Source organism: Streptomyces sp. NPDC017095 (assembly GCF_044332325.1).
Classification (GTDB): Bacteria; Actinomycetota; Actinomycetes; order Streptomycetales; family Streptomycetaceae; genus Streptomyces.
Genome location: NZ_JBIROU010000004.1, coordinates 293160 through 306276 on the forward strand (window position 1 = coordinate 293160; position 13117 = coordinate 306276).

The window sequence follows — 13117 nt, forward strand, 5'->3', positions numbered from 1 at the left end:
CTAGGAAGAGGGTTCCTGTACGACGGCGAGCAAGGTGCCCGGCTCCACCTGCCGGCCCGGTTCGGCGTGCAGGGCGGTGAGCGTGCCCGCCACCGGGGCGGAGATCAGGTGCTGCATTTTCATCGCCTCCACCCATATGAGGCCCTGGCCGGCCTGAACCGTTGCCCCTTCCGCCAGCCCCTCGGCGATCCGGACGACCGTGCCCGGCATGGGGGCCACCAGGGAACCCGGTGCGAGCCGGGCGGCCGGGTCGGGGAAGCGGGGCAGGGCGGTGAGGCGGGTGGTGTCGACGTGGATCTGGTCGCCGTAGCGGGCGACCGTGAACCTGCGCCGTACGCCGTCCACGTCGAGGACGACGAGCCGCGCGTCGGCGTGCACGACCCGCACGCCGTCGGCCGCGAGGCCGTCACGGGTGTGCCGGTAGCGGACCTCGTGCTCCTGGCCGGCCATCGCGTACCGCTTCACCTGCGGCTGCGAGGGGACGTTGCGCCAGCCGCCGAAGCGGGAGCGGCCGTGGGCGTCGGCGAGGGCGGCGGCCAGCGGGGCGTACGGGTCGGCGGCGGGCTCGGCCAGGGCGGCGAGGTGGCGGTCGTAGAAGCCGGTGTCCATGCGGGCCGCCGTGAACTCCTCGTGGCGCAGGGAGGCGACCAGCAGGTCCCGGTTGGTGACCGGGCCGTGCACCGCGGCGGACTCCAGCGCGCCGGCGAGCCTGCGGGCCGCCTCGGCGCGCGTGGGGGCGTGGGCGACGACCTTGGCGAGCATCGGGTCGTAGTGGACGCCGATGGTGTCGCCGTCGGTGTAGCCGGTGTCCAGGCGGACTCCGTCCGGTACGGCGAGACGGTGCAGGGTGCCGGTCTGGGGCGCCCAGCCGTGCGCGGGGTCCTCGGCGTACAGGCGGGCCTCGATCGCGTGGCCGCGCGCGGGGGGCGGCTCCTTCGCCAGGGCGTGGCCCTCGGCGATCCGGATCTGTTCGGCGACCAGGTCGATGCCGTACACGGCCTCGGTGACGGGGTGTTCGACCTGGAGGCGGGTGTTCATCTCCAGGAAGTGGGCGCGGCCGTCGGCGACCAGGAACTCGACCGTGCCGGCACCGACGTACGAGACGGCGCGGGCGGCGCGCACGGACAGCGTGCGCAGCTCCTTCACGAGCCCTTCGGTGAGTCCGGGCGCCGGGGCCTCCTCGACGACTTTCTGGTGGCGGCGCTGGAGCGAGCAGTCGCGGGTGCCGAGCGGCCAGACCGTGCCGTGGGTGTCGGCGAGGATCTGCACCTCCACATGGCGGCCGCGCTCGATGTACGGCTCCACGAACACCTCGCCGTCACCGAAGGCGCTCGCGGCCTCGGCGCGCGCGCCCTCCAGCGCCGCCTCCAGCTCCTCCAGGCGGCGCACGATCCGCATCCCGCGCCCCCCGCCGCCCGCCGCCGCCTTCACCAGGACCGGCAGGTCGCCCTCGGTCACCGCGGCCGGGTCCAGGGGCGCGAGGCCCATCAGCCGCTTGGCGCGGGTCTTGGACGCCATGGCCTCGACGGCCTGCGGGGGCGGGCCGATCCAGACCAGGCCGGCGTCCAGGACGGCGCGGGCGAAACCGGCGTTCTCGGAGAGGAAGCCGTAGCCCGGGTGCACGGCGTCGGCGCCGGACGCCAGGGCCGCCCGCACGATCAGGTCGCCGCGCAGGTACGTCTCGGCGGGCGCCGCGCCCGGCAGCCGTACCGCCGCGTCGGCCACGCGCGCGTGCAGCGCGTTGTCGTCGGCGTCGGAGTGCACCGCGACCGTCCGGATCCCCGCCTCGCGGCAGGTGCGGAAGATCCGGCAGGCGATCTCGCCCCGGTTGGCGACGAGCACACTGGAGATCATCTGGTCCCTCACATCCGGAAGACGCCGAAGCCGCCGCGCACGCCCTCGTACGGCGCGGTGTGCACGGCGGACAGGCACAGGCCGAGGACGGTGCGGGTGTCGCGCGGGTCGATGACGCCGTCGTCGTACAGCCGCCCGGACAAGAACATCGGCAGCGACTCGGACTCGATCTGCTGCTCCACCATGGCGCGCAGGGCGGCGTCCGCGTCCTCGTCGTACGGCTGTCCCTTGGCCGCCGCCGACTGCCGGGCGACGATCGACAGCACGCCGGCGAGCTGCTGCGGGCCCATCACGGCGGACTTGGCGCCGGGCCAGGCGAACAGGAACCGCGGGTCGTAGGCCCGGCCGCACATGCCGTAGTGCCCGGCGCCGTAGGAGGCGCCCATGAGGACCGACAGGTGCGGCACCCGGCTGTTGGCGACCGCGTTGATCATCATGGCGCCGTGCTTGATGATCCCGCCCTGCTCGTACTCCTTGCCGACCATGTAGCCGGTGGTGTTGTGCAGGAAGAGCAGCGGGATGTCGCGCTGGTTGGCGAGCTGGACGAACTGGGCGGCCTTCTGCGACTCGGCGCTGAACAGCACGCCCTGGGCGTTGGCCAGGATGCCGACGGGATAGCCGTGCAGCGCGGCCCAGCCGGTGACCAGGCTCGTGCCGTACGACGGCTTGAACTCGTCGAAGTCGGAGCCGTCCACGATCCGCGCGATCACCTCGCGCGGGTCGAACGGGATCTTCAGGTCGTCCGGGACGATGCCCAGCAGCTCTTCCGGGTCGTACGCGGGCGGCTCGGCGGGGCCCGGGTCCGGGTACGCCTTGCGGTGGTTCAGGCGGGCCACGACCCGGCGTGCCTGGCGCAGCGCGTCCGGTTCGTCCAGCGCGAAGTGGTCGGCGAGGCCGGACACGCGCGCGTGCATCTCGGCGCCGCCCAGCGACTCGTCGTCGCTCTCCTCGCCGGTCGCCATCTTCACCAGCGGCGGCCCGCCGAGGAACACCTTCGCCCGCTCCTTGACCATGATCACGTGGTCGGACATGCCGGGGACGTAGGCGCCGCCGGCGGTGGAGTTGCCGAAGACGACGGCGATGGTCGGGATGCCGGCGGCGGACAGCCGGGTGAGGTCGCGGAAGATGGCGCCGCCCGGGATGAAGATCTCCTTCTGGGACGGCAGGTCGGCGCCCCCGGACTCCACCAGGCTGATGCAGGGCAGCCGGTTGGCGAGGGCGATGTCGTTGGCGCGCAGGGCCTTCTTCAGGCTCCACGGATTGCTGGCGCCGCCGCGCACGGTCGGGTCGTTGGCGGTGATCAGGCACTCCACGCCCTCCACCACACCGATGCCGGTGACCAGGGAGGCGCCGACCGGGTACTCGCTGCCCCAGGCGGCCAGCGGCGACAGCTCCAGGAACGGGGTGTCGGGGTCGAGCAGCAGCTCGATCCGCTCGCGGGCGAGCAGTTTGCCGCGCTCCCGGTGCCGTCGTACGTACTTCTCGCCGCCGCCCGCGAGCGCCTTGGCGTGTTCGCCCTCCAGCGCGGCCAGCTTGGCGAGCATCGCCTCGCGGTGTGCGCGGTAGTCGGGTCCGGTGGGGTCGAGAGTGGTCTGCAGAACCGTCACAGCGGGGTCTCCGTCACAGCAGGGTCTCCGGGATGTCCAGGTGGCGGGAGCGCAGCCATTCGCCGAGGGCCTTGGCCTGCGGGTCGAAACGGTGCTGGGCGGCGACGCCGGCGCCGAGGATGCCCTCGACGACGAAGTTGAGGGCGCGCAGCCGGGGCAGGACGTGCCGGGTGACCGGCAGGTCGCGGCTCTCGGGCAGCAGCCGCCGGAAGGCGTCGGTGGTGAGGGCGTGCGCGAGCCACCGCCAGCCCTCGTCCGTCCGGGCCCACACCCCCACGTTGGCGTTCCCGCCCTTGTCCCCGCTGCGGGCGCCGGCCACCAGCCCGAGCGGCGCCCGCCGGGTGGGGCCGGGCGGCAGGGGTTCCGGGAGGGGTGGGGACGGTACGGGGTCCAGGGGCCGGGTCCCGGGGGGCGGCGGTACGGGGACACGGCGGCCGGTGTGGAGGACGGCCACATGGTCGACGGCACCATGGGGGACGTACACATCCTCGAACACCCCATAGGGGGCGCCCTTTCCAGGTGGTGCCAACACATGGAATCCCGGATAGCTGGCCAGGGCCAGCTCCACCGCCGCACCGCTCAGTGCCCGCCCCACGACCTGCTGGTCCGGGTCCCGTACGACGAGCCGCAGCAGCGCGCTGGCCGTCTCCTCGGTGTCCGCGTCGGCCCGGTCGGTGCGCACCAGCTCCCAGCGCACCTCCCGGGGCGGTGACGCGGTGAGCGCGTCGGCGAGCTGGTCGCGCACCAGGGCCGCCTTGGCCTCGATGTCGAGCCCGGTGAGCACGAAGACGACCTCGTTGCGGAAGCCGCCGAGCCGGTTGAGCCCGACCTTGAGCGCGGGCGGCGGGGCCTCGCCGCGCACGCCCTCGATCCGCACCCGGTCCGGCCCGTCCGGGCCGAGCCGGACGGTGTCCAGCCGGGCGGTGACGTCGGGCCCGGCGTACCGGGCGCCGCCGGTCTCGTAGAGCAACTGGGCGGTGACCGTGCCCATGTCCACGAAGCCGCCGGTGCCGGGATGCTTGGTGATCACGCTGCTGCCGTCGGCGTGGATCTCGGCGAGCGGGAAGCCGGGCCGGCGTACGTCGCCCTCGCCGAAGAAGGCGTAGTTCCCGCCGGTCGCCTGGGTGCCGCACTCCAGCACATGGCCGGCGACGACGGCACCGGCGAGCCGGTCGTGGTCCGCGGGACGCCAGCCGAAGTGGGCGGCGGCGGGCCCGGTGACGAGGGCCGCGTCGGTCACCCGGCCGGTGACGACCACGTCGGCGCCGGCCCGCAGGCACTCGGCGATGCCGAAGCCGCCGAGGTAGGCGTGGGCGGCGAGGGCGCCGGGGTGGGCGGCGGTCAGGTCGTCGCCCTCGACGTGCGCGACCCGCACGGGCAGGCCGAGCCGGTCGGCGAGTTCCCGTATGCGGCCGGCGAGTCCGGCGGGGTTCAGGCCGCCCGCGTTGGTCACGATCCGCACCCCGCGCTCCCGGGCGAGGCCGAGGCAGTCCTCCAGCCGGCGCAGGAAGGTGCGGGCGTATCCGGCGGCCGGGTCCTTCAGCCGGTCGCGGGCGAGGATGAGCATGGTGAGTTCGGCGAGGTAGTCACCGGTGAGGACGTCGACCTCGCCGCCGGTCAGCATCTCGCGCAGGGCGTCGGAGCGGTCGCCGTAGAAACCGGAGAAGTTGCCGATGCGCAGCGGTGTCACCGGGCGGCCTCCTTCCGCGGGCGGCCGGTGCCGGGCGGGCCGGCGAAGGCCTGGGCGATGCCGAGCCACCGGTCCGCGTCCGCGCCCACGGCGGTCAGGGCGAGGTCGGCGCGGTGGGCGCGCTGAGTGACCAGCAGGCAGAAGTCGAGGGCGGGGCCGGTGACGCGTTGCGGGGCGTCCTCGGGGCCGTACGCCCACACCGCGCCGGACGGCGCGCTCAGTTCGACGCGGAACTCCTCGGCCGGCGGGGTGAGTCCGTGCACGCCGTACGCGAAGTCACGGGTCCGCACCCCGAGCCGGACCACATGCCGGATCCGGTCGGTGGGTGGGCGCACCACACCCAGGGCATCGGCGACGTCCAGAGCGTGCGCCCAGGTCTCCATGAGCCGGGCCGAGGCCATGGAGGCGGCGGACATGGGCGGTCCGTACCAGGGGAACCGGGCGCCGGGCGGGGCGCCGAGCAGGGCTTCGCGCAGGCTCGCGCGTCCGGCGCGCCAGGCCGTCAGCAGGTCGGCGGGGGCCCGCCCGGCACCCTCCTCGGCGCCCTCGTCCACGAACGAGCCGGGGTCGGCGAGCGCCTTCTCCACCAGCGCGCGGAAGGCGTCGGCGTCGGTGACGGCGACCAGCGCGGAGCGGTCGGTCCAGGCGAGGTGCGCGATCTGGTGGGCGACGCTCCAGCCGGCCGCGGGAGTGGGCAGTGCCCACTGCCCGAGGCTCGACCCGGCTACGAGCCGGTCGAGTTCCTCGCTCTCGGCACGCAGATCGTCGAGGACGGACATCAGGTCGGCCATGGGGGGAGCATGGCAGCGGAGGCAGAAACAATCAAGCGTGCTTGCATGAATTCCGCGCGGGGGGTGGTGAGGGGGGCGGCAGGCCGGATGGGGCGCTCGCCGGCACGCGGCGGAACCGGCACGGCGGAGCGGACAGCCGCGACGGAGTCGCCGCTCCCCGGCCTCGGGGCGGAGCGGGCGGTGTCACGCGGACCCCGTCGGCCGGCGGGTGCGGGGACCGACGACGTCCGCGCCGGGGCCTTCAGGATCCGGGGTGCGCCAGGCGGCCGAGCAGGGTCACGGCGTCGTCGCGCGCCACCGGCTGGAAGAAACGTTCGTCGACGTTCTCGACGGCGGCGATCGCGCGCGGAGCCAGCTCGGCGCCGGCGCTGGTGACACGCAGCCGCTTGGCGCGGGTGTCGGCGGGGTCGACCTCGCGCTCGATCAGACCTTTGCCCTCCAGGGCGCGCAGGACCTGCGAGGTCATCTTGACGTCGGTGCCGGCCTGGCGGGCCAGGGCCAGCTGGTTGGGGTGTTCGCCGTGCGTGTTCAGCCACCAGGTGCAGGCGAGCAGGACGAACTGGACGTGGGTGAGGTTCAGGGGGCCGAGGGCCGCGGCGATATCGCGCTGCCAGCGCAGCGTGGCATGCCAGAGCAGGAATCCGGGGCTGTCACCGGGACTGAGGGCCATCAGCCCTGCGCCACCTTGACCAGGGCTGCCATCGTCTCGGGCCAGTCCGCGGTGACGGCCGGACCGATCTGCGGGCCGAGCCGGTCGGCACCGGTACCGGTGATCTCCATCCGGTACGTCACCCGGGTGCGGCCTCGCTCGTCCTGGTCGAGCCGGTGGATGGTGCGCAGGAGCAGCCCGTCGAACCGGGCCTCGTCCACGAACAGCTCGTTGACCGTCGCCTCGGCGACGGTCAGATGCACCGGCTCCTGGCCGGCCGGCGTCATCACGATCTCGGCGCCCGCCGCGAACGGGCCGCTGATCCGGATGCTCGTGATGTCGGCGTTCCAGGTCCCCCAGTTCTCGACATCGGCCCACAGGCGCCAGATCGCCTCGGGCGCCGCGTCGGTCTCAATGCTGTGCTCGTACGTCCACATCAGCGGCCTCCTGGTCAGGTAGGTGGTCTTCGAAGAGATTATCTGTGCGAAGACTATATGTCTACGCGCCCTCGGCACCCCCTTCGATCGATGACAGGCGGAGCGGGGTACGGCCACGGACGGGACCCGGCGTGACCACGGGCGGGGCGGGGCGCCTCGATCGCCGGGGCAAGGGGCGGCGGTGCGCAGGGTGCGGAGGGACGGTAGTGCGCGGGGTCCGGGGGACGGTGGGCCTATACGACCTCGGTGGGCAAGGTGGCCTTGCCTCGGCCTATCTGGGTGCGGACCGCGCCGATGCTCGCCGCTATGACCAGGGAGATGGCCGCGGCCTCGGTCGCGGAGAGGGACTGGTCGAGGATGAGGAAGCCGGCGGTGGCCGCGATGGCCGGTTCCAGGCTCATGAGGATCGCGAAGGTGGAGGCCGGCAGGTGGCGCAGGGCCAGCAGTTCCAGGGTGTAGGGCAGGACCGAGGAGAGCAGGGCCACCGCCGAACCGAGGGCGATCGTGGTGGGGTTCAGCAGGCGGGTGCCGGCGTCGGCGATGCCCAGCGGCAGGAAGAGCAGCGCTGCCACCGCCATCGCCAGGGCCAGGCCGTCGGCCTGCGGGAAGCGGCGGCCCGTACGGGCGCTGAAGATGATGTAGGCCGCCCACATGGCGCCCGCACCCACGGCGAACGCGACGCCTATGGGGTCCAGGTTGCCGAAGCCTCCGCCGCCGAGCAGGAACACGCCGGCGAGGGCCAGGCCGGCCCAGAGCGCGTTGATCAGGCGGCGGGAGGCCAGGACGGAGAGGGTCAGCGGGCCGAGGACCTCCAGGGTGACCGCCGGGCCCAGCGGGATGCGGGCCACCGCCTCGTAGAACAGGCCGTTCATCGCGCCCATGGTGATGCCGAAGACGATCACCGTGCCCCAGTCGGCGCGCGAGTGGCCGCGCAGCCGGGGCCGGCAGACCACGAGGAGGACGACCGCCGCCGCGAGCAGGCGCAGCGTCACCACGCCGAGCGCGCCCGCCCGGGGCATCAGCGTGACCGCCAGCGCGCCGCCGAACTGCACCGAGATACAGCCGGTCAGGACCAGCCCGACCGGTCCGAGGGCGGTGGAGCGGCCCGGAGCACCCGGAGACGGCGGTGCCGGTGACGTGGAGTTCGCTGCGCTGGGGCTGTTGACGGTGTTCACGGCGGTCCTGGTGCTGGCAGGGATCAGATCATGTACATCTCCGTGTACTTCTGAGTCCAGCGTAATGGACCTTGTCAGGAGTGTGAATCCCTTATGCCGCTGTACTGCATGGTGAGATGCGCCTCTCTCGTATGCCGGGCGGGGCTCACCGGGCACCTCCCGTGGACGCGTCCAGCGCCTGTGCCAGCACCTCCGCCAGATGCCGGCCGTGGACCCCGGCGAGCTGGTACAGCTGGGTGCGGCAGGAGAAGCCGTCCGCGAGGATCACCGCGTCCGGTGCCGCCTGCCGTACGGACGGCAGGAGCTGCTCCTCCGCGCAGGCCCGGGAGACGTCGAAGTGGCCCTGTTCGAAGCCGAAGTTGCCTGCCAGGCCGCAGCAGCCTCCGCTCAGCTCGCCGGTGAGGCCGGCGGCGGCGCGCAGCCGGCGGTCGGGATCGTCACCGAGGACCGCGTGCTGGTGGCAGTGGGTCTGACCGGCCACCGGGCGGTCCACGGCGGGCGGCATCCAGTGCGGGGCGTGCCGTTCCAGGGTCTCGGCGAAGGTGAGGACCGCGGCGGCCAGCCGGGCGGCGCGGGGATCGTCGGGCAGCAGTTCCGGGAGGTCGGTGCGGAGCGCGGCGGCGCAGCTCGGTTCGAGGACGACGACCGGGGCCCCGGCTTCGAGCACCGGTTCCATCAGGTCCAGGGTGCGGCGCAGCACCGCACGGGCGCGGTCGAGCTGGCCGGTGGAGACATAGGTGAGGCCGCAGCAGACCCGGGCCCGGCGAGCCGTGAGCAGCGCGGTCGCCGATCTGGTCCGGCCGTCGCCGATCGCTCCCCGGCGCGGCAGCAGCGTCGGCGGCAGGGCCACCTTCAGCCCGGCGGCCTCCAGCACCCGGACGGCGGCCCGTCCGACGGACGGCGACAGATGCTCGGTGAAGGTGTCGGGCCAGAGGACGACCAGGGTTTCGGGGCCTGGGGCCGGAGCTTCGGCGGGGCTCGGGGCCGGGGTACCGGCGGCACTCGCGCCCAGGGTTTCGGCAGGCTCGGGAGCCGGGGGTTCGGTGGGCTTGGGAGATGGGTTGCCGACGGGACCCGGGGCCGGGGTACCGGCGGCACTCGCGCCCAGGGTTTCGGCAGGCTCGGGAGCCGGGGGTTCGGTGGGCTTGGGAGATGGGTTGCCGACGGGGCCCGGGGCCGGGGTTCCGGCGCGACTCGGTGCCGGGGGTTCGGCGGGCTTCGGAGTCGGGTTGCCGACAGGGCTCGCAACCGGGGTTCCGGCGGGACTCGGTGCCGGGGGTTCGGCCGGACGCGAAGCCAGACTTCCAGTGGGACCCGGCGCCGGGTTGCCGGCGGGGCTCGGGCCGGGGGTCCCGGCGGCCGGTGTCGGCGAGTCCCCGCCGCCCCGCGCGGACAAGCCCTCAGCCCCCGGCGCGGACGAGTCGCCCATGCCCGGCGCAAACGAGTCCCCCGTGCCCAGCACAGAGGAGTCGCTCGTGCCCCGCGCGGGTGGTTTCCCGGTGGCCGTCGTCGGGCCGCGGTCGCGCCACCACGTCGTGAACGTCTGTGCCGCCAGGCGTGGGATCTCGCGTTCCGGGGTGATCCCGGCCAGTCGTTTGGCGAGGCGGGACAGGGGCCCGACGCCCGCGAGGGCGTTGAGCAGCGGTGCCGTGCGCGTGCGGGCCGCCCAGCGCAGCCACTGGGGCAGGCGGCCCATGCTGTGGTGGGCGGCGGGGCGGCGCCGGCCCGCGTAGTGGTGGTGCAGGAACTCGGCTTTGTAGGTGGCCATGTCGACGCCGACCGGGCAGTCCGAGCGGCAGCCCTTGCAGGACAGGCAGAGGTCGAGGGCGTCGCGGACCTCCGTGGACCGCCAGCCGTCGGTGACCAGCTCGCCGGCGAGCATCTCGTGCAGCAGCCGGGCCCGGCCGCGGGTGGAGTGCTCCTCCTCGCCGGTCGCCCGGAAGGACGGGCACATCACGGCCGGGCCGGACACCGTAGTCGTACGGCACTTGGCGACGCCGACGCAGCGGCGGACGGCCGCGCGGAAGTCGCCGCTGTCGGCCGGGTAGGCGAAGGCCACGTCGACCGGGCGGCGGGGCAGCACCGCGAAGCGGAGGTTGTCGTCCAGCCGGGCCGGGCGGACCAGCACGCCCGGGTTGAGAAGGTCGTCCGGGTCCCAGACCGCCTTGGCCCGCTCGAAGAGCCGTACCGTCTCCGCGCCGTACATCCGGGGCAGCAGCTCCGCGCGGGCCTGGCCGTCGCCGTGCTCCCCGGACAGCGAACCGCCGTGGGCCACCACCAGCTCGGCCAGCTCCTCCGAGAAGCGGCGGAAACGGCCGACGCCCGCCTCGGTGAGCAGGTCGAAGTCGATGCGGACGTGGATGCAGCCGTCCCCGAAGTGGCCGTACGGCGCGCCGCGCAGTCCGTGGGCCGCCAGCAGCGCGCGGAACTCGCGGAGATAGGCGCCGAGCCGGGCGGGCGGCACCGCGCAGTCCTCCCAGCCGGGCCAGGCCTCCGTGCCGTCCGGCATCCGGGTGGCCGTGCCGGCCGCGTCCTCCCGGATCCGCCACAGCGCCCGCTGCGCGGCCGGGTCCGTCACCACCAGGGCGTCCACGGCCTCGGCCGCGCGCACGATCTCCTCCGCCCGCGCGCGTGCCTCGGCCGGCGTCGCCCCGCCGGTCTCCGCGAACAGCCAGGCGCCGCCCCGGGGCAGCACGGCGCCGGCCGGCACCAGGTCGGCGGCCATGCCCTCCACCGTGAGCGGCCGCAGCGGCAGCAGGCCGGCGGCGGCCTCCGCGGCGGCGCCCTCGTCGGCGTATCCCAGCACGGCCAGGGCCCGGGCGCGCGGGGACTCGACCAGGCGGACCACGGCCTCGGTGAGGATGCCGAGGGTTCCCTCGGAGCCGCAGAAGGAGCGGGCGACGTCCGCGCCGTTCTCGGGCAGCAGCGCGTCCAGCGCATACCCGGAGATGCGGCGGGGCAGGTCCGGGAAGCCCGTGCGCAGTCTGGCCAGGTCGCCTTCGGCCAGGGCCCGCAGCCCGTCCGGGGCGCCCGCCCAGCCCGGCCCGAGCCGCAGCCGCTCACCGCGCGCGGTGACGACGGACAGCTCCCGCACGCTGTCCGCGGTCGTGCCCCAGGCCACCGAGTGGGAGCCGCACGCGTTGTTGCCGATCATCCCGCCGAGCGTGCATCTGCCGTGCGTGGACGGGTCGGGGCCGAAGCGCAGTCCGTGCGGGGCGGCGGCCTCCTGGAGCCGGTCCAGGACGAGCCCCGGCTGCACCACCGCCGTACGGCTGCCCGGGTCCAGCTCCACCAGCCCGGTCATGTGCCGGGTGAAGTCCAGCACCACGCCGGTGCCGGTCGCCTGCCCGGCGATCGACGTGCCCCCGCCGCGCGCCACCACCGGCACCCCGCGCGCCCGGCACACCTCCAGCGCGGCCGCCACGTCGTCGGCGTCTCTGGGCGCGACGACGCCCAGCGGGACCCGCCGGTAGTTCGACGCGTCCATGGTGACCAGCGCCCGGGCGGTGACATCGAAGCCGACCTCACCCCGGACGGCCTTGCGCAGCGCGCCCGCGAGGCCGGCGGCGTCCGCGCCCCCCGCACCCTCCGCACGATCCGTCATGCGTCCAGGATGCCTCCGGCCACACTCCGTCACCGCGAGTTTTCCACAGCCCCGCCCATATCGTCGTACGACATCACAAGTCCACGTCTCAGTGATCTCGTCTCATCGAACGGACACGCCTCCACGCGGCCTGGACCCAGCGGATAACCTCGTCCCGTGGCCGACATCCAGATTCCCGCTGACATCAAGCCCGCCGACGGACGTTTCGGCGCAGGCCCCTCCAAGGTGCGCACCGAGGCGCTGGACGCCCTCGCCGCCACCGGTACGTCCCTGCTGGGCACCTCCCACCGGCAGGCGCCGGTCAAGAACCTGGTCGGCAAGGTCCGCGAGGGCATCTCCGAGCTGTTCTCCCTGCCCGAGGGCTACGAGGTCGTCCTCGGCAACGGCGGCTCCACCGCCTTCTGGGACATCGCCACGCACGGCCTGATCGAGAACAAGTCGCAGCACCTGAACTTCGGCGAGTTCTCCTCCAAGTTCGCCAAGGCCGCGAAGCTGGCCCCCTGGCTGGCCGAGCCCACCGTCATCGCCTCCGACCCGGGCACCCACCCGGAGGCACAGGCCGAGGCCGGCGTCGACGTCTACGCCTTCACCCACAACGAGACCTCCACCGGTGTCGCCATGCCGATCCGGCGTGTGGCCGGCGCCGACGAGGGCGCGCTCGTCCTCGTGGACGCCACGTCCGGCGCGGGCGGCCTCCCGGTGGACATCGCCGAGACCGACGTCTACTACTTCGCCCCGCAGAAGTCCTTCGCCTCCGACGGCGGCCTGTGGATCGGCGTCTTCTCCCCGGCCGCGATCGAGCGCGCCGAGCGCGTCCACGCGTCCGGCCGCCACATCCCGGAGTTCTTCTCGCTCCCCACGGCCATCGACAACTCCCGCAAGAACCAGACGTACAACACCCCGGCCCTCGCCACGCTGTTCCTGCTGGGCGAGCAGCTGGAGTGGATCAACGGCCAGGGCGGCCTCGCCTGGTCCACGGCCCGTACGAAGGACTCCTCGACCCGCCTGTACACCTGGGCCGAAGAGTCGAAGTACGCCACCCCGTTCGTCTCCGACCCGGCCAAGCGGTCCCAGGTCATCGGCACGATCGACTTCGCCGACGAGATCGACGCGGCCGCCGTCGCCAAGGTGCTGCGCGCGAACGGCGTCGTGGACACCGAGCCGTACCGCAAGCTGGGCCGCAACCAGCTGCGCATCGCGATGTTCCCGGCGATCGACCCGGCGGACGTCGAGGCACTGACGCGCTGCGTCGACTACGTCATCGAGAAGCTCTGACCTCTCGGATACGACGACGAAGGGCGCCCGGTGAC

9 protein-coding genes are annotated in these 13117 nt (G+C 74.0%); 1 reads left to right on the forward strand and 8 read right to left on the reverse strand.

Features of this window, described 5'->3' with window-relative positions; all coding sequences use genetic code 11:
- The 8 genes from ACH4OA_RS10485 to ACH4OA_RS10520 form a co-directional block, all read right to left on the reverse strand.
- Positions 1–1854: an acetyl/propionyl/methylcrotonyl-CoA carboxylase subunit alpha gene (locus tag ACH4OA_RS10485; protein ID WP_397968586.1), complete on the reverse strand. Its 1854-nt coding sequence runs from the start codon at positions 1852–1854 to the stop codon at positions 1–3.
- Positions 1855–1862: 8 nt separating this feature from the next.
- Positions 1863–3461 (reverse strand): acyl-CoA carboxylase subunit beta, encoded by a 1599-nt coding sequence (locus ACH4OA_RS10490; RefSeq protein WP_397968588.1) that lies wholly within the window; start codon positions 3459–3461, stop codon positions 1863–1865.
- 13 nt (positions 3462–3474) lie between these two features.
- Positions 3475–5151 (reverse strand): acyclic terpene utilization AtuA family protein, encoded by a 1677-nt coding sequence (locus ACH4OA_RS10495; protein ID WP_397968590.1) that lies wholly within the window; start codon positions 5149–5151, stop codon positions 3475–3477.
- Positions 5148–5942, reverse strand: coding sequence for a TIGR03084 family metal-binding protein (locus tag ACH4OA_RS10500; protein WP_397968593.1), 795 nt, complete (start codon positions 5940–5942; stop codon positions 5148–5150). The genes ACH4OA_RS10495 and ACH4OA_RS10500 overlap by 4 nt, the downstream gene beginning before the upstream one ends.
- A gap of 241 nt (positions 5943–6183) precedes the next feature.
- Positions 6184–6612 (reverse strand): MarR family winged helix-turn-helix transcriptional regulator, encoded by a 429-nt coding sequence (locus ACH4OA_RS10505; RefSeq protein ID WP_397937685.1) that lies wholly within the window; start codon positions 6610–6612, stop codon positions 6184–6186.
- The gene (locus ACH4OA_RS10510) at positions 6612–7028 is read right to left on the reverse strand and encodes an SRPBCC family protein (protein WP_397968595.1); all 417 of its coding nucleotides are present in this window, start codon (positions 7026–7028) and stop codon (positions 6612–6614) included. Before ACH4OA_RS10510 ends, ACH4OA_RS10505 begins: the two co-directional genes overlap by 1 nt.
- A 233-nt stretch (positions 7029–7261) precedes the next feature.
- Complete coding sequence (locus tag ACH4OA_RS10515) at positions 7262–8203, reverse strand: EamA family transporter (RefSeq protein WP_397937683.1); 942 nt, start codon at positions 8201–8203, stop codon at positions 7262–7264.
- A gap of 145 nt (positions 8204–8348) precedes the next feature.
- Positions 8349–11807 (reverse strand): FAD-linked oxidase C-terminal domain-containing protein, encoded by a 3459-nt coding sequence (locus ACH4OA_RS10520; RefSeq protein ID WP_397968597.1) that lies wholly within the window; start codon positions 11805–11807, stop codon positions 8349–8351.
- Between the two features lie 156 nt (positions 11808–11963).
- Here ACH4OA_RS10520 and serC point away from each other — a divergent pair, with 156 nt between their 5' ends.
- Positions 11964–13082, forward strand: a complete 1119-nt coding sequence (gene serC, locus ACH4OA_RS10525; RefSeq protein ID WP_397937677.1) for a phosphoserine transaminase — start codon at positions 11964–11966, stop codon at positions 13080–13082.
- The last annotated feature ends 35 nt before the right edge of the window (positions 13083–13117 follow it).

Excerpts from the sequence above, each read along its gene's own strand:
- ACH4OA_RS10485 (WP_397968586.1), bottom strand. The coding sequence starts at position 1,854 with ATGATCTCCAGTGTGCTCGTCGCCAACCGGGGCGAGATCGCCTGCCGG.
- ACH4OA_RS10500 (WP_397968593.1), bottom strand. The coding sequence starts at position 5,942 with ATGGCCGACCTGATGTCCGTCCTCGACGATCTGCGTGCCGAGAGCGAG.
- ACH4OA_RS10505 (WP_397937685.1), bottom strand. The coding sequence starts at position 6,612 with ATGGCCCTCAGTCCCGGTGACAGCCCCGGATTCCTGCTCTGGCATGCC.
- ACH4OA_RS10510 (WP_397968595.1), bottom strand. The coding sequence starts at position 7,028 with ATGTGGACGTACGAGCACAGCATTGAGACCGACGCGGCGCCCGAGGCG.
- ACH4OA_RS10520 (WP_397968597.1), bottom strand. The coding sequence starts at position 11,807 with ATGACGGATCGTGCGGAGGGTGCGGGGGGCGCGGACGCCGCCGGCCTC.